We start from the raw sequence: 16,478 nt of genomic DNA on the forward strand, positions 1-16,478 counted from the left end.
ATTACACCAATGCCGGGGGGAGTGGCCCTCGGGCTACGCCCTCACGCCACTCCCCCCGGCATGTAACACGATGGCCTGGTTTTACGCCGCCGAATGGCCGACTTTTGCTCCGCCGTTGACAGAAAGCGGTGAGCTGGGTTTCGGTTGATTTCTTCGCTATGGTTCCGGCAAGGCCCAGGGCGTTGTAGCAATGCTCCGTTCCGTATGGCAGGTGATAGAGGATAAACAGCACCTTCACGCGCCGTCGCCCTGATCGGTCAGTATGCGGCGGCGCTCTTCGTACTCGTCCTTGTCGATCTCGCCGCGCGCAAAGCGCTCTCTGAGGATGTCGAGCGGCGCGGGGGGCAGCGTTCGTTGGGCCGATGGCGGCCAGAACCGTCGCAAGGCCAACAGCAGCGCGACGATGAGAGCTACCAGGACGAGGATCATCAAGAATGGGCCAAGAACCATACCACCCCAACCTCCATGCCATCCCATCATGTACGGGGCGCAGGGGCTTGCACCATTCCAAGCCGCACTTTCAGCCCAGAGCGGAGCGGTCAAAGAAACCGAACAGACGACCGCAGTGGCCGGGGCCAGCAAAGCCGTCCTGCGCATAACGCGTTCTCCTTCCTCCTTTGGGAGTCCGGCGATTCTATCAACCCGCCGCCGCAGCGCATTGACCGGGCTCAATGGAATCCGCGAAGCGCGCCGCTTCTTTTGGGCCCTCGCGTCCATCTCGTGCATGGTTCGAAGGTAGTTATCTGGAATGGAAAACGGTCGGACGACCAGTCGAAGCGGTCACCTGACATCAGCGGAGATCCTGCCTGCACCTGCTCGTCTCACGCGGCCTCGATGCCATGGGCCTCAAATGCCACGCCCAGCCTCTTGCATACCGCACTAAAGATCGCCGCGATGTTGTCCATGCTCGGATTGCCCTTTTCAGAGAGCATGCGGTGCAAGCTCTTGCTGGGGCGCTTCGTCTCAGCAGCAAGATCCTCGAACCCGACCGAGGCATTGACCAGATCGCGCAAGATCAGGCGGGTGACATGGGGCTCTCCATTGAGAAAGGCCGTCGCTGCTTCGTCGAGCATGGCCTTGGCGAAGGCTGGATCGCGCGATGCGCGTTCCTTCACCGTTTCCTTGAAATCGCGTGTCAACGCCACTGCGTCTAACTCCTTGCCTTTTTCGCCTTGGCCTTGCGGCCCTTGTATTCGTCGAGCAACGCACCCGCCTGCCTGATATCAGACTGTTGCCGCTTCTTGGTCCCGCCCACGAAAAGGATGATCAACTGATCCCCGTCCCGAGTCACATAGAGGCGATATCCCGGGCCCCAGTCGATCCGGTACTCGCCAAGCCCGCCACCTATCCATTTGACGTTTGACAGGTTGCCGAGTTCCATGCGGACAATGGCGGTCGCCACCTTGGCCGCAGCCTGAACATCGAGACTATCGAACCAGCTCCGGAACGGGCAGGAACCATCCTTGCGAACATACTCCTCAACAATCACATTGCACCACCATTGGTAACATATTCGTTACCATATGTCCAGCAGTGGTCGAGCAACAGCGCGGCGTCATCACGCGGCGAGTTCGTCAGGGCTGTCGCTGGCGCGGCCGCGACGCGCCCTTGCCAGAAAGCGGCTGAGTGCAGCTTTGCGCGACGGGCGGTCCAGCGCATAGGCGGTATGCTTGAACTCGATTCCGTCGAGTAGCCCCTGGATGTATCCGGCGATGGTGTCGGCTGCCATGACAAGCGCCGTATCGAGCGTATGGATGTATTTGCTCGTCACCGAGCCCTTCGAGTGCCCGACAAGCGCTGCGATCGTCACTTCGGTAAAGCCCAGGTCGTTGGCGATGCTTGCGAAGCTATGGCGCAGGACGTGAGGAGTGACGTCGGACAACGCGGAGCCCTTGAATATCTGTTCCCAATGGTTGGGGAAAGCCCCGAAGGCGTTGTCGTCGCCGAGGCCAGGGAAAACGAAAGTGCCGAACGACGCCTCCCAGCGCGCCTCGAGATACTCGACGACCGGCAGTCCGATCGGGCGAACAGAAGCGCCTTCCTTGCTTTCCGAGAGGCGCAGGCAGCTGCCGTCAGCATCGACGTCCGCCCACTTCAGCGTGATGATCTCGCTCCGGCGGCAGCCGGTCAGTGCGATCTGCCGGATGATCGCGGCCGTGGTCTCGTATTTCTCCTGCCGTGCTGCCGCAGCCAAGATCCTACCGAGAACGCGGTATTCCTCTTCGGTCAAGCGGCGTTGCCGAACCTGGTCTTTTGGTTTGCGAACGCCATGGACCGGATTGATCTCGATGATCCCCGCCTCGACCGCATAAGTCATGATCCCGCCGAGCAATCCGATCGTGCGCGACGCAGTTCCTGCACCACCTCGCACGATCGCCTTGCCGCGCAACTTGCTTGTCTTGACGCAGACCTTGGTCTTCCCCGCCATGATGTCTTTCATGACCCGGTTTGCATCGGCCTTGGTGAAATCCTTGACACGGCGCGTCCCGACCAGCGGTATCAAATGGCGCTGCATCCGGCCGAGATCGGTCGAAATGGTCGAGGCCTTCTTGGGCCGACCACCCTTGCCGAGGATGAGACCCGCATGAAGGTCAGCCCGATACAGGTCGCAGAGCTCTTTGATGGTGATCGCGTTGTGATCGAGCTGCCGTTCCTCGGCGGGGTTGTCGCCCTTTGCAATGCGACCAAGCTGAACCCTCGCTTCTTGGCGCGCCGTTTCCGGTGTCCAGATGCCATGTAGCCCTATGGTGTAGCGGCGCGAACGACCTAGTGCGCGATATTGGAGGACATAACTGCGCTTGCCGGATCGGAAGACGCGAAGCCCGAAGCCGGGCAACTCGTCGTCCCAGATCACATAGTCCTTGTCTTTCGGCGCGGACGCATCCACCACACGTTTGCTGAGTCTTGGCATCGCCACCTACCGGTTCTGTGATCCTGTTTCGCGTAAGCACCACGTAAGCAGTTGGGAGCAAAACAGGGCGAAGGTTTGGTTAAGCCAGCGAAGCCAATGACTCAATTTAGATTAATGAAAACAGCAGATTAGAGTAGTTTAAGTAGCATTAGCGCACCCTGGCGAAAACGACCTTTAAGGGCTCCGAAGGCAAAGGCCAGTGGTTCGAATCCACTTGGGTGCACCATTACAACGCATTGAATTTGCCTCTTCTTTATCCGGCCGGTTGTGGCGATGCTTGCGCGTGATCGCAGGCATGTCGCGCCATCATGCCCCTCAATCACCGCATCCGTCCCGTTGAAACGGGTAGTATGGGCAGCGATCGGCGCAGCCCCCCCATTTCGCCTTACGCGCATGGCATTCCGGTCAGGCGTAGCGATCCGGGCCGACCCGGCGCAGCGTGATCGCGGGCCGTTCGTCGTTGCGGGCGCCGGACCGGCCGATGGTCGCCACCGGGTCGATCGCGCTGCTGAGCAACAGGCCGCATCGATCCGGCCCTTCCCAGATCACGGTGCCGCACACCTCCAGCCCCTCTGCAATCAGCGTGGCCCGCTCGCCAACCGCGGGCAACCATGCCCCGGTCAGCAGCGCGCCATAGATGGAGATATTGCGGATTATTACCGGCTGGCTCACGCCACCCCAGCTTAATGTCGCGTCGATTTCAGCGGCAAACCGGCTTTCGCGGCGCTGATCCGCACGCGCGCGGCAAGAAAGGCTGTCCATGAATTGTCTCCCGGTTTCCCCCCCGGAACAGGCACAGCCTCAACGCAAGATATGAACAGATGGACAATATCTGTGGTTAACATGCCGTCAGCGCCTTTTCGCTGACGGGGTCAGGCAACGCCCGACCCCTTTCGAATCAGGCCAGCGCGCCGTGGCAATGCTTGTATTTCTGCCCCGACCCGCAGGGACAGGGCGCATTGCGGCTGATGTCCAGATTGGCAAATTCGCCGCCCTGCCCCCCGCCGACCGGCGCGCGCGGAATGGTGGTGGTGATGCCGCCGAAACTGCTGGCATCGATATCCGCGCTATTATCCTCGCCGGAGAAGGGATCGATATGGGTGGTGATGAAGTCGGGCAGCACCGGCAGGCCGTAATCTTCCAGCGGCGGCTGCTCCATGCGGAACTGCACCCGCGCGATCGATCCGATCACATCCTCGCGGATATTTTCCAGCATCCGCTCGAACAGGGCGAAAGCCTCCTGCTTATATTCGTTGATCGGCGTCTTTTGCGCATAGGCACGCAGATGCACGACCTGACGCAGCGCATCGAGCGTCGCCAGATGCTCCTTCCAGTGATGGTCCAGGCTCTGGAGCAGGATCGATTTTTCGATCATGTGCCAGTCGGCCGGATCGATATCCCTGATCTTCTCCGCCACGGCCGCATCGGCCAGAGCCGTCAGCCGCTCCTCGATCATTTCAGGCTCGACCGCATCTTCACCCAGCCAGGCGTCGAAATCGGGTTCCAGCCCCAATATCTCGGCAGTGCGCGCCTTCAGCCGCGCCATGTCCCACTGTTCGGGATAGGTGCCGGGCGGGCAGGATGCGCCGACCAGGTCATTGACCGTTTCATGGCGCATGTCCGCGACCACATCATCCACCGTGTCGGCATCCATGATGTCGCTGCGCTGTTCGTAGATGACCTTGCGCTGGTCGTTCATCACGTCATCATATTCGACGACCTGCTTGCGGATGTCGTAGTTGCGCGCCTCGACCTTCTTCTGCGCCGTCTCGATCGCCTTGCTCAGCCATTTCGACGGGGGCAGCGCTTCGCCATCCTCCAGGTTCGACCGGATCATCTTGGCGAACATCGTGTCCGGGCCGAAGATACGCATCAGGTCATCGTCGAGGCTGAGGTAGAAGCGCGACAGGCCGGGGTCGCCCTGACGGCCCGATCGTCCACGCAACTGATTGTCGATGCGGCGGCTTTCATGCCGCTCGGTCGCCAGCACGAACAGGCCGCCGGCGGCCAGCACTTCCTGCTTCTCCGCCTCGATCTCGGCTTCGATCCGGGCGATCGCCGCGTCCCGCTCCGGCCCTTCGGGCATGTCGCGCAGTTCGTCCTCGACCCGCATCTCCAGATTGCCGCCCAGCTTGATGTCGGTGCCGCGGCCGGCCATGTTCGTGGCGATCGTCACCGCGCCCTTGCGGCCCGCCTGCGCGACGATATGCGCCTCGCTGTCATGGAAGCGCGCGTTCAGCACCGCATGCGGCACGCCTTCCTGGGTCAAAAATTCGGACAGCATTTCCGACTTTTCGATCGACACCGTGCCGACGAGGACCGGCTGCCCCCGTTCCGCATGGACCTTGATCGTCTTGGCGATGCCGCGGAACTTGTCGTCCAGGCTCTTGTAGAAACTATCTTCCTCGTCGATCCGCTGCACCGGCTTGTTGGTCGGGATGGTGACGACGTTCATCTTGTAGATTTCGTAGAATTCAGCCGCTTCGGTCGCCGCCGTGCCGGTCATGCCGCCCAGCTTGGGGTACATGCGGAAATAATTCTGGAAGGTGATGGACGCGAGCGTCTGGTTCTCCGGCTCGATCTGGACGCCTTCCTTGGCCTCCACCGCCTGGTGCAGGCCATCGGACCAGCGGCGCCCGTCCATCATGCGGCCGGTGAACTCGTCGATGATGACGATCTTGCCGTCCTTGACGATATAATCGATGTCGCGGCGGAACATCACCACCGCACGCAACGCCTGGTTCACATGATGAACGACCTGGGTATTCTCGAAATCGTAGAGATTGGTGCCCTGGAGCAGCCCCGCATCCTCCAGCAGCCGCTCGATCTTCTCCGTGCCGTCCTCGGTCAGCGTGACGCTGCGCTGCTTTTCGTCCTTCTCATAATCGGACTCGGTGATCTGCTTCACGATCGCATCGACCGCGACATAGAGTTCCGATTTGTCATCGGTCGGGCCGGAAATGATCAGCGGCGTGCGCGCCTCGTCGATCAGGATCGAATCCACCTCGTCGACGATCGCGTAGTTGAACGGCCGCTGGACCATCGACCCGCGATCATATTTCATATTGTCGCGCAGATAGTCGAAGCCCAGTTCATTGTTGGTCGCATAGGTGATATCGGCGGCATAGGCTTCGCGCCGCTGATCCTCGCTGATGTTGGGCACGATGACGCCGGTGGTCAGCCCCAGGAAGCGATAGACCTGCCCCATCCATTCGCAGTCGCGCGTGGCCAGATAGTCGTTCACGGTGACGACATGGACGCCCTTGCCTTCCAGCGCGTTGAGATAGGTGGCGAGCGTTGCAACCAGCGTCTTGCCTTCGCCCGTCCGCATTTCGGCGATCTCGCCACGGTGGAGGACAATGCCGCCCACCATCTGCACGTCGAAATGGCGCATTCCAAGCACACGGACCGAAGCCTCGCGTACGGTTGCAAAGGCTTCTGGCAGCAAGTCGTCCAGTGTCTCGCCGGCGGCCAGCCGCTCGCGGAACCGAATGGTCTGCCCCGCCAGTTCAGCATCGCTCAACGCCTGCATCGCCGGCTCGAACGCGGCGATCCTGTCGACGGTCTTGCCCAGCGACTTCACATAACGTTCGTTGGACGATCCGAAAATGGACTTGGCGAGTGCGCCGAACATGCAAATTCCTGACAAAAGGGGGACGCTCTGTCCTCATGCGAGGACAGCGCGCAGATATGCGCCGCGATTTAGGCACGGCACGTCCGTTAGTCAATCAGACTGCGGCTGAACCGCGCCTGTCCCGCAACTGTCATATCCGGGCTTCATATCCGGGACGCAGGCGGCTTTGGCCGGATGGCGGCGTCATGCTGGCGCGGGGGATTTGCGCTTTGGCCGCCTCGTGTCACAAGGGACGCAAATAACGGGATCGCAAAACATGTATCGGCAATTCGTCCTGGCGCCCACGCGCAGCCGGGCAGCGCCTGTGGCCCTGATGGTCGCGCTGGCCCTGACCCTGTGGTTCGGCCTGACCGCCATTGCCACGCCGTTCGACCATGACGAAAGCCAATATGTCGCCGGCGCCTATTTCAGCAGCCACCTGCTGATCTTCCGCGATTTCCTCTATCTGCAACCGCCGCTCCATGCCTGGACCTACGCCCCGCTTGCCTGGATCTTCCCCGGCGACATGGTGCTGGCAATGCGGCTGGCGACGGCGACAACCGCGCTCTGCACGCTGCTGACGCTCTGGACGGCGCAACGGATCGCCGGCATTTCGCGGGACAGCGCCGCCATCGCTACCCTGCTGGTCGCCGCCACCGCCGCTTTCCAGTTCACCGGCAGCGTGGTGCGCAACGACATGCTGCCGACCCTGTTGTCGGCGGGTGGCCTTCTGGTCAGCCTGCTGGCGCTGCGCCATTGCACGCCACGCTTCTGGTGCGCGGCCGGATCGCTGTTTGGCCTCGCCATCGCGACCAAGCTCAACTTCGCGCCGCTGGGCCTGATGACCGGCCTCTTCGTCATCAGCGCCGGCGGCCGATGCGGCCTGCGTGCCGCTTGCTGGCTGGCGGCGGGCGCGGCTGTCGGCATGGTGCCGATGCTGCTGGGCTGGATGCTGTCGCCCGGCGCCTTCCTTTACGGTGTGTTCACCTATGGCGCGACCGCGCCCCACGCCTGGTATGCCGCCAATGGCGCGTTTGGCGAACTGGATGGCGTCGAAAAGCTGACCGACCTGCTCAAATATCTCTGGAAAGGCCCGGCGCTGACCGCCCTTGTCCTGCTCGCCGCCAACTGGATCGCGACGCGGCGACGGGTGCGCTCGCCGGGACGCCGGCTGGCGATCTGGATGACGGGCGGCGCGCTGATCGGCGCGGCGCTGCCTACGCCCTCGCAGGTCCAATATCTTATGCCCTTGCTCCCACCGCTCGCACTGGCGCTCGGCTATCTGCTGGACGATGCGCGGCACTGGGCCTTCGCGCCACGCCAGGCGCTGCTCGGCCTGCTCTGCCTCGCCGCCATTCCCGGCATGTTGACCGCGACCCGCCATGTCGAAGCGATGCTGCGCGAAGGATCGCCGGTGTTGAAGGCCGGTGCCGCCGCGCGCTGGGCCGGTCGCACGGTCCGGGTGATGACCGGGGATGATGACGTCGCCACCCTCTCCCCCCATATGATCCTGGGCAGCGGTCTGCGCCTCGACCCCCGCTTCGCTCCCGGCCCCTTCGCCTGGCGCACCGGCTGGACGATGGGCGCGCCGCTCGCCCGCCGGGTCCATGCGATGATCCCCGCGACCCTGCCCGACCTTGACCGCGATCCGCCCGCCGCCATCCTGACCGGCTATGAAGCCGGCACCCGCAAACTGCCACTGCGCCCGGACGACGCGCTGGACGCCTATGCCCGCCAGCACGGCTATCGCATGATGGCGATGCCGGACGGGGTGGGCCGGCTCTATGTGCGGCACTATCAACCCGATTGACGGAGCGGGCGATTTCGCTCATCCCGCCGCCATGACCGACCGCTCCCCCCTGGCCCCCGCCGCCTTTCCGTCCCTGCCGTCGATTGAAGGCGTGACGCTACGCACCGCGCGCGCCGGATACAAGGCGTGGACGCGCTGCGACCTTACCTATGTCGAGATGGACGCAGGCACCGCCGTCGCCGGCGTCACCACGCAGAGCAAATGCCCTTCCCCCGAAGTCGAATGGTGCCGCGACGCTATTCCGCTGGGGTCGGCGCGCGCGCTGGTGGTCAATGCCGGCAACGCCAACGCCTTTACCGGCCATCGCGGCCGCGCCGCGGTGGAGGCGATCGCGGCGCGGGTCGCCAACCACCTGTCCTGCCTGCCATCGGACGTGTTCGTCTCCTCGACCGGGGTGATCGGGGTGCCATTGCCGATCGACAAGGCGGAGGCCGGTCTGGACGCCGCCTTCACCGCCATCCCCTGCGGCTGGGAGGAGGCCGCCACCACCATCGGCACCACCGACACCTATGCGAAGGGCGCGTCGGCCTCCGCCATGATCGGCGACGTGCGCGTCGAACTGGTCGGCATCATCAAAGGATCGGGCATGATCGCGCCCGACATGGCGACGATGCTGGGCTATATCTTCACTGATGCGGCGATCGATCCCGCACTGCTGCAATCGATGCTGTCCGCCGCCAACAAGCGGACCTTTTCCTGCATCACGGTGGACAGCGACACCTCCACCAGCGACACGGTGCTGGCCTTCGCCACCGGCAAGGCGGGCAACGCGCCGCTGACATCGATGGACGATGCCGGGGCCGACGCCTTCCATGCCGCGCTCACCGACCTTTGCCGCCAGCTCGCCCATCTGGTTGTGCGCGACGGCGAAGGCGCGACCAAATTCGTGGAAATCAATGTCGAGGGCGCGACCAGTGACGACAGCGCGCACCGCATCGGCCTGTCGATCGCCAACTCGCCGCTGGTCAAGACCGCCATCGCTGGCGAGGACGCCAACTGGGGTCGCGTCGTCGCCGCCATCGGCAAGGCGGGCGAGCCGGCCGACCGGGACACGCTCTCGATCCGCTTCGGTACGACCCAGGTGGCGAGTGGCGGCCTGGCGGTGGAGGGCTATGACGAAGCCCCGGTCGCCGCGCATCTGAAAGGCCAGGATATCGTCATCGGCGTCGATCTGGGGCTGGGCGATGGCCGGGCAACGATCTGGACCTGCGACCTCACCCATGGCTATATCTCGATCAACGCGGATTATCGAAGCTGATGCTGCTCGAACTGCACGATCCGGTCGTCGCGCTGATGCGGGCGGTGGGGCGCGACATCGTGATGCCGCGCTACCAGAATCTGGCCAGCGACGAGATCAGCGAGAAGGCCGCCAACGATTTCGTCACCATCGCCGACAAGGAAAGCGAGTTGCGCCTGGCCGAAGGGCTGGCGGACATATTGCCCGAAGCGGGCATCATCGGCGAAGAAGCCTGCGCCGCCGATCCGTCGATCTTGGATCGCGCCGGCGACGGGCTGAACTGGATCATCGATCCCATCGACGGCACCGGCAATTTCGCGTCGGGCAATCCGCCCTTCGGCATCATGGTGGCGCTGGCCGATGGCGGCACGACCCTAGCCGGCTGGATCCTCGATCCGCTGACCGGACGGCTGTGCCACGCCATGCTGGGCGGTGGCAGCCATATCGACGGCGATAAAATAACCGCCCGTGAAAGCGGCGACACCCTGCCGGTCGCCGCGCTGGCGGTCTATTTCATGACGCCGCAGGAACGCGCCGATATACAACGCCGGTCACAGGGCAGCTTCGCGCTGGTCGATATTCCCCGCTGTGCCGCCGAACAATATCCCCGTCTGGCGCTGGGGCAGAATGACGTGTCGGTATTTGCCCGGACCCTGCCCTGGGACCATGCGGCGGGAACGCTGTTCCTCAATGAGGCAGGCGGCTGCTGCCAGCGGATCGACGGCCCCCCCTATCTCGTTGGCGACATGCGCCGTGGCCTGCTGGGCGCATCGTCCCCCCGCCTGTGGGACAAGGCCGCAACGATCCTGTTCGGATAACGGCCTGTTCGGATAACGGCCTGTTCGGATAGCAGCCTCTTCGGATAGCAGGCGCCCTGCCCGGCCATTCATGCCATGATGGACATCGTAACCAGCCAGGCCGGGAAGGCCGCCAATGCCAGGAATGTACCCAGCGGAACGTGCGTGCTGCCCTTGGCGCGCCCTGTCGCCAGTGCGACCGCCAGCCCCAGTAACGCCGCCAGCAACAGGATGAAAGGCAGCGCCTGCCAGCCAAACCATGCCCCCAGCGCGCCGAGCAGCTTCGCGTCGCCCATCCCCAACCCGTCGCGCCGCCGCACCGCCTTGTAACCGATCGCGATCGCAAGCAGCGTGCCATAGCCGGCCACTGCGCCGACAATGCGGTCGCCCATGGCCACATCGGTCGCCCACGCCCCGATCGTGAAGCCCAGGAACGCCATCGGCAGGGTCAATGCGTCGGGCAACCAGAAATGCCGCCAGTCCAGCACCGCCAGCGTCAGCAGCACCCAGCCCAACAACGCCCAGGCAACACCGCCAAGGTCGGGCCGGAAACCGATCGCCAGCGCGCCGATGATGGCACAGCCGGCCTCTACCCGACCGTGGAGCGGGTCGATCCTGCCCCCACAGGTGCGGCAACGTCCCTTGCTCATCATGGCGCTGACCATCGGGATCAGGTCGCGGGCACCCAGCGTGCGGCCGCAACCATCGCAGGCGGATCGCCCCCGCAACATGCTCCTGCCCTGTGGCCAGCGCAGGATCAGCGTCGCAAGGAAACTGCCAAGGATCATCCCCGCCAGTGCGCCGACCAGCGCCGGGACAGGCTGGATCACAACGTACCTTCGACCTTGAGCAATTGGGCGTTGCCGACACTGGCAAAGCCGGCCTGCCCCAATGTCGCCGCCAATGCCGGATCAGCCGTTTCGACCCGCATTTCCGCGACATAACGGCCTGATCGCCAGATGCGCAGCGTGATCGTCTCCAGGCCCGACTGGCTGACCAGGGGCAGCAGCAGCGCATCGCCATCACAGGTCACGACGCCCGACAAGCCCTGGGCCAGGTTCAGTCCTGGAAATTGCCCGGCCATGCGCGCCCGCACCCGTCCTTCGGCATGACCGCAGCGGTTGCCACCATAATAAGCGCTGACATCGTCCAGCATCAGGCTGCCGACCGGCAATGGCGCGAAGCTGCGACCAAGCGGCACCGCGCCGGTCACGTCATCCACGCCGATCCGGCCAAAGCCAATGGTCAGCGCGCCTTGCACGTCGTCGGGCAGCCCCTTGGTCCGGGCAATGTCGAACCGGGCGCGGCCCATCAGCAGGGACAGGGGCGACAGGCCGGCCCGTACGCTGCCCAGCGGCATGTTGCCCAGCATCAACTGGTCGATCCGGCCGCTCCACACCGTACCGCGCACCTCACGCGCAGCGATACCAAGGCGTTCCAGCCCCGCCAGGCCCAGCGCGACCCGCATCGGCAGGAACAGGATCAGGCCGACCAGCAGCGCCAGCGCCAATAGGATCCGCATCCGTCGCGACAGGGACAGGCCCATCATTGTCCTTCTCCCCGCACCAGCACCGCCTGCACCGACACGCTGCCGGCGGTCGGTGACGGCCGCGCACTCATCGTTTCGACGCGCACGCCCCGCGCCTCCAGCCCGGCAAGCCAGGAAAAGAGCACGACCGGCCGGACCGATGCGATGGCGATCTCCATCCGGTCATTGCCCTGCGCCTGCGCACGCTCCAGCGTCAGCCCGGCCTCGCCCGCGCCCTGCCCGACAAGCTGGTCGAGCGGCGCGGCCAGGCCGGTTGCGGGGGCCGTGCGGGGCAGTGTTTTCAACTGCTTCACCGCGGCGCGGATGGCGGCATTGCGGTCGGTCGCGGCCAACAGTGTGTCCCGCGCGCCGCGCTGCGCCCGATCGAGCGGCACGATGACGCCGAACCAGAGGAATGTCGCCGCCAGCAGGGCGATCATCACGCCCAGCATCCATTGCTCGCGGGATGATCGTTCGTTCCAATAGGCTGCCATCCGTTCCATCATGATCGCACCGTGATATCCGCAACCGTCCGCCCGCCCGGCTCCTGGGACGGTGTTGCCGTGATCGTGAAGCCAGCGGCCTGAAGCGCCAGCAGGACAAGGTTTATGTCGTCCGCCTTCGCTGCGGCCAGTGTCGCGCGCACCATGCCGTCGGGATCGCGCGACAGGCTGGTTATCGCCACGCCCGGCGCATCCTGCATCGCGGCGAGCAGGCTCGCGACCGGGGCGGTGAAGGCGCGCCCGCCCGCGCCCCGCGCAGCGAGCCGGGCTTCCAGTTCAGCCTGCGCCTGCATGGCGTCGCTTGCGCCAGGCAATATCTGCCGCGCCAGCGCCAGGCTCTCCCGATCAAGGCGACCGGCTTCCATATGCTGCTTGCCGATGCCGATCAGCATGGCGGCCAGGCTGACCAACAGGATGAGGCCGCTCCACAGCGCGATGCGGCCAACCGCCCGCTTGTCGATCACAGGGCGCACACGCTTGGCAAAATCGCCCTGCCGCAGGTCGAGTGGCGGCACGTCCAGCGCAGCGATGGCCCGCCCCTCGATAATCCCCGGCGCCACATCGACGATCGGAGCGTCCCCGATCAGGGCTGGCAACGCCATGTCGGCGGTCAGCGCCATGTCCGGCGCGCGCAGCACCGTCTCGCCACCGATCACAGCGCGTGTCAAACCGCCATCGGGTTCCGGCAACAGCAACGGCGCGGGGACGATGATGTCCGGGTCCAGCCCATGATGCTGCGCCCAGAGCAGCCAGTGCTGCATGTCGGCGCGACTGACGATCGCAACGAGATGCGGCTTTGCCGGATCATCATTCGCATCGGTAGCAGCGAATAGCTGGTCGGCAGGCGCAAGGCTGCCCGCCAGCGCGGCAAGACGCGCGGCCGCCCGCCCCTGTCGCACCGGCAGGTCGGGATGGACGATCCAGTGCAGCGTCACCAGTGCGGCCGGCGGCACCAGCATCACCCGTGCCCTGTCCGGCAGCACCGCTATGCCACAGGCAGCCAGCCAGTCGGCGCCTTCGCCCGACTGGACCAGCGCGCCATCGATCACACGCATCCAGCGCGCCGGGGCGTTCGTCGCCTCCGGCAGCAGGATGATCAGGGCATCGCGGCTGCTCATGCGCCGGCACCCCAGCTGCGCCGCACCAGCCGGGCCGGGCTTTCCCGCGCATCGATCAGCGCCTGCTCCATCATTTGGGTCGCCCCGACTTCCACCGACACAGTCACTCCAAAAAATCCGGTCTTGAGCTTCACCTGTTCCGCCACCTCGGTCGCCGGAGACAAGCCCGCCAGCGACGGCAGCGCCCAGAATTGCACCGTGCTGCCGTAGCCGTCCGCCGGCCGTTGCGCCAGCAATTGCCGCGCCTGGGCGACACTCAATTGCCCCGGCAGCAGCATGGCGAACAGCGGCGCCTGATCGGGCAGCAGCGTATTGATGTTGATCGGCGACAGATCCGTGACCGGCAAGGCGCAGATCCAGGGTTTCACCAGATCATAGATGGCGGGCGTAACCCCGGCCACCGCGCGCAGTTCGCTGGGGTCCACCATCATCCGGTTGGCGGTGCGATAGGGCCGCGCATATTGGGCGTATGTCTCGTCCTCCGCGCCGCCCGGCTGGGGGACGCTGTCGCTGTCGATCCAGTCGGCCAGGCCGTTGGCTGCCCCCTGCGCCTGCCGCGCATCGACACCCAGCAGTTCGAGCAGTGCCTGGAACTGCGTCACGCCGATCGGCCGGACTTTCAGCGCCGCCTCGCTTTCGCCGCTGACGACGCTGTTGAGGTTGAAGCAGTTGCCACCATCGGTGACACGCGCGATCGCGACGCCGCCCGGCACCGCCACGCTCTGCGGCGCGCCGAGCCAGCCGCCCGCCAGCGTGATCTTCGCCGGGTTGGCGGCGGTCAGATCGCCGATGCGCAGCCGCGCCATGTCCATCCCGGCGTCGGCATAGGCGCGGGCCTGGTCGATCGCGCCACCATTGCCGGTCATCCGCGTCGCCAGCGCCACCCGCTCCAGCGCGGTCGATGCGACCACCGCCATCACCGCCACCAGCAGCAGCACGGTCAGCAGCGCAGCGCCGCGCTCCCTTTCGTTACGGGGATCAGGCACCGGGCGCGCCCTCCGGCTTTTCCGGCGGACCGGGTGCGACCAGAAAGCCCAGCGTCACCGGCGGTTCGCCGGTGCGCGTGACCGTCATCTCGACCGCCCTTGGCATCAGGTCGGGCTGGGACGGCGTCCATTCCTCGCGCCATTTGCCCTGCGCGTCGCGGAAACGCAGCACCACCGCCTCCACATGATCGAGCAGCGCCGCCGGATCATCCCCCGCAGCGCCGTCGAGCTGGGCATAGCTGCGCCGCTCCAGCCGTCCCTGCCGCACCCAATATTCGACCTTTTGCAACGATGGCCGCGGCAGATCGCCCAGATTGTCCCAGCCACCACGCACGAACTGCATCACCGGCCGGCCTTCGCCATCGTCATGCGCCCAGAAGGCGGGCGCGAGCGTCCCCGCCTCGGTCCGGGTGATGCGCGGCACCGCCTGCCCCAGGTCGCCCGCCAGCGCGCCGCCGGCCCGCTGCACCGCCGCCATGTCGTCCAGCCGCGCCTTGATCTGCGCCTGCGCCGAAACGCTGTTGCCCAGCAGCAGCACGCCAGCAGCCGCCAGCATGGCAAAGATCATCAGCGCGACGAGCAGTTCGATCAGCGTGAAGCCCTGTTGGGCAGACGGTACAAATGATGCGCGCGCCATCACTCGACCACTCGCACGAAGCTCAGCACCACCGGCGAGGCACCCGGCTGGCCATCGACAGTCAGGTCGACCTGCACCATCCGCTGGTCGTCGGTCGCCCGGACGCTGCGGCGCCAGTGCCAGCGGCGGCCGCCATTGGTCACATTCCCCTCCTCCTCGCCGATGGCGGGCGCGGCCGGATCGCTCTGCACATCGACCATCAGGTTGCGCGCGACGATCTGGCCCAGCGCCTTGCTGTCGAGATCGGCGGCGGTGCGCAGCGTCACGCCCTGCAACCGCACCAGCGCCAGCGCGGCCAGGCTGAACACCGCCAGCGCGACGAGCATTTCCAGCAACGTGAAGCCGTGTTCGGCGGAACGCGCAAAAGACGTGAAGCCGTGCTCGGCGGAACGCGCAAAAGGCGTGAAACCAGCCTCGCGCTTAACCACCGACCATGACCTTCCCCGCCATGTCGACGGTCACGGATACGCGCTCGCCTTCGCGGGCCAGCGTCACGATCAGTGGATCGGTCGGCAGGCCGGTGCCGTCGAAGGCGATCTGTTGCCGCCCATCCTTGCCGACGAGCGCGCGGGTGCCGCCTTTCCAGTTGGCGGTGACGAAGGGCTTGTCCTCTATCCCCACCCATTGCCCGCCATCGCGGCGCTGGAAGCCATAGCCCGACGCAGACACCCACAGGCCCATCGGCCGCGCGGTGACGACTGCTTCGTCGCGCGCGGCGGCAACGCGCGCGGCGAAGCGGTCGGCATCCTCCACCACCCGGCCGCGCGGGTCGGGGATGGCGAGGACGACGGCAGCCGAAATGAAGCCGATGATCGTCAGCACGACCATCAGCTCCACCAGAGTAAACCCTGCATCGGACGCAGGATCACAGTTCGCTGGAATAGATGTCCGCATTCTCATTCTCGCCGCCCGGCTGGCCGTCGGCGCCCAGCGAGCTGATGTCGAACGCACCCTTGCGCCCCGGCACCGTATAGACATAGGCGCGGCCCCACGGGTCTTGCGGCAGTTTCTTGATGTAGCCGCCACGCCGGTAACGCTGCGGCTGCGCCAGGGATGCGGGCGGGTTGAGCAGCGCCTGCAAGCCATCGGACCCGGCGGGATAGGTCAGATTGTCGAGCCGATATTGTTCCAGCGCCTGTTCGATGGTCGAAATGTCGGCCTTCGCCTTTTCGACGCGGGCGGTATCGGTCGCGGGAATGACATTGATCACCACGATCGTCGCCAGCAGGCCGATGATGACGATCACGACCATCAGTTCGACCAGCGTGAAGCCGGCCTCAGCCCGACGACCTACATCTCTTTCGTCATTCCCGCGAAGGGTAAGGGTCTTGACCATAT

Annotated in this window: 18 protein-coding genes; 3 read left to right on the top strand and 15 right to left on the bottom strand. The window is 65.1% G+C overall.

Annotated features, from left to right (window positions below):
* Positions 1 to 234 precede the first annotated feature (234 nt).
* The 6 genes from Q4610_RS13685 to secA form a co-directional block, all read right to left on the bottom strand.
* Positions 235 to 429 carry an SHOCT domain-containing protein gene (locus Q4610_RS13685; protein ID WP_304536522.1) on the bottom strand — a complete coding sequence of 65 codons (195 nt, stop codon included), beginning with the start codon at positions 427 to 429 and terminating at the stop codon, positions 235 to 237.
* A 392-nt stretch (positions 430 to 821) separates the two neighbouring features.
* Positions 822 to 1,145, bottom strand: coding sequence for a helix-turn-helix domain-containing transcriptional regulator (locus tag Q4610_RS13690; protein ID WP_304536523.1), 324 nt, complete (start codon positions 1,143 to 1,145; stop codon positions 822 to 824).
* A gap of 5 nt (positions 1,146 to 1,150) precedes the next feature.
* Positions 1,151 to 1,489: a type II toxin-antitoxin system RelE/ParE family toxin gene (locus Q4610_RS13695; protein WP_304536524.1), complete on the bottom strand. Its 339-nt coding sequence runs from the start codon at positions 1,487 to 1,489 to the stop codon at positions 1,151 to 1,153.
* 69 nt (positions 1,490 to 1,558) lie between these two features.
* A complete protein-coding gene (locus Q4610_RS13700; protein WP_304536722.1) occupies positions 1,559 to 2,911 on the bottom strand; it encodes a tyrosine-type recombinase/integrase in 1,353 nt (450 codons plus the stop codon).
* Positions 2,912 to 3,316: 405 nt separating this feature from the next.
* Positions 3,317 to 3,673: a PilZ domain-containing protein gene (locus Q4610_RS13705; RefSeq protein WP_304536525.1), complete on the bottom strand. Its 357-nt coding sequence runs from the start codon at positions 3,671 to 3,673 to the stop codon at positions 3,317 to 3,319.
* A gap of 136 nt (positions 3,674 to 3,809) precedes the next feature.
* Positions 3,810 to 6,545 (bottom strand): preprotein translocase subunit SecA, encoded by a 2,736-nt coding sequence (secA, locus tag Q4610_RS13710; protein ID WP_304536526.1) that lies wholly within the window; start codon positions 6,543 to 6,545, stop codon positions 3,810 to 3,812.
* A 256-nt stretch (positions 6,546 to 6,801) separates the two neighbouring features.
* Here secA and Q4610_RS13715 point away from each other — a divergent pair, with 256 nt between their 5' ends.
* From Q4610_RS13715 to Q4610_RS13725, 3 genes are read left to right on the top strand one after another with little or no spacing between them, the layout of a single operon-like run.
* Complete coding sequence (locus Q4610_RS13715) at positions 6,802 to 8,334, top strand: glycosyltransferase family 39 protein (protein ID WP_304536527.1); 1,533 nt, start codon at positions 6,802 to 6,804, stop codon at positions 8,332 to 8,334.
* 31 nt (positions 8,335 to 8,365) lie between these two features.
* On the top strand, positions 8,366 to 9,592 hold the full coding sequence (gene argJ, locus Q4610_RS13720; protein ID WP_304536723.1) for a bifunctional glutamate N-acetyltransferase/amino-acid acetyltransferase ArgJ: 1,227 nt from the start codon (positions 8,366 to 8,368) through the stop codon (positions 9,590 to 9,592).
* Positions 9,592 to 10,389 carry an inositol monophosphatase family protein gene (locus Q4610_RS13725; protein ID WP_304536528.1) on the top strand — a complete coding sequence of 266 codons (798 nt, stop codon included), beginning with the start codon at positions 9,592 to 9,594 and terminating at the stop codon, positions 10,387 to 10,389. Before argJ ends, Q4610_RS13725 begins: the two co-directional genes overlap by 1 nt.
* 68 nt (positions 10,390 to 10,457) lie before the next feature.
* Here the strand turns inward: Q4610_RS13725 and Q4610_RS13730 are convergent, their stop codons facing one another.
* The 9 genes from Q4610_RS13730 to gspG are packed head-to-tail and all read right to left on the bottom strand — an operon-like array spanning position 10,458 to position 16,476.
* The gene (locus Q4610_RS13730; RefSeq protein WP_304536529.1) at positions 10,458 to 11,198 is read right to left on the bottom strand and encodes a prepilin peptidase; all 741 of its coding nucleotides are present in this window, start codon (positions 11,196 to 11,198) and stop codon (positions 10,458 to 10,460) included.
* Positions 11,195 to 11,917 carry a type II secretion system protein N gene (gene gspN, locus Q4610_RS13735; protein WP_304536530.1) on the bottom strand — a complete coding sequence of 241 codons (723 nt, stop codon included), beginning with the start codon at positions 11,915 to 11,917 and terminating at the stop codon, positions 11,195 to 11,197. The genes Q4610_RS13730 and gspN overlap by 4 nt, the downstream gene beginning before the upstream one ends.
* Entirely contained in the window at positions 11,914 to 12,402 is a 489-nt protein-coding gene (gspM, locus tag Q4610_RS13740) for a type II secretion system protein GspM (RefSeq protein ID WP_304536531.1), read from the bottom strand. Before gspM ends, gspN begins: the two co-directional genes overlap by 4 nt.
* A complete protein-coding gene (gene gspL / locus Q4610_RS13745; RefSeq protein WP_304536532.1) occupies positions 12,399 to 13,517 on the bottom strand; it encodes a type II secretion system protein GspL in 1,119 nt (372 codons plus the stop codon). Before gspL ends, gspM begins: the two co-directional genes overlap by 4 nt.
* Entirely contained in the window at positions 13,514 to 14,503 is a 990-nt protein-coding gene (gene gspK / locus Q4610_RS13750; protein WP_304536533.1) for a type II secretion system minor pseudopilin GspK, read from the bottom strand. The genes gspL and gspK overlap by 4 nt, the downstream gene beginning before the upstream one ends.
* The gene (gene gspJ, locus Q4610_RS13755) at positions 14,496 to 15,140 is read right to left on the bottom strand and encodes a type II secretion system minor pseudopilin GspJ (protein WP_304536534.1); all 645 of its coding nucleotides are present in this window, start codon (positions 15,138 to 15,140) and stop codon (positions 14,496 to 14,498) included. The genes gspK and gspJ overlap by 8 nt, the downstream gene beginning before the upstream one ends.
* Positions 15,140 to 15,568: a type II secretion system minor pseudopilin GspI gene (gspI, locus tag Q4610_RS13760; protein ID WP_304536535.1), complete on the bottom strand. Its 429-nt coding sequence runs from the start codon at positions 15,566 to 15,568 to the stop codon at positions 15,140 to 15,142. The genes gspJ and gspI overlap by 1 nt, the downstream gene beginning before the upstream one ends.
* Complete coding sequence (locus Q4610_RS13765; RefSeq protein WP_304536536.1) at positions 15,561 to 16,034, bottom strand: GspH/FimT family pseudopilin; 474 nt, start codon at positions 16,032 to 16,034, stop codon at positions 15,561 to 15,563. Before Q4610_RS13765 ends, gspI begins: the two co-directional genes overlap by 8 nt.
* A complete protein-coding gene (gspG, locus tag Q4610_RS13770; RefSeq protein WP_304536537.1) occupies positions 16,006 to 16,476 on the bottom strand; it encodes a type II secretion system major pseudopilin GspG in 471 nt (156 codons plus the stop codon). Before gspG ends, Q4610_RS13765 begins: the two co-directional genes overlap by 29 nt.
* Positions 16,477 to 16,478 lie beyond the last annotated feature (2 nt).

Source organism: Sphingobium cyanobacteriorum (genome assembly GCF_030580935.1).
Lineage (GTDB): Bacteria > Pseudomonadota > Alphaproteobacteria > Sphingomonadales > Sphingomonadaceae > Sphingobium > Sphingobium cyanobacteriorum.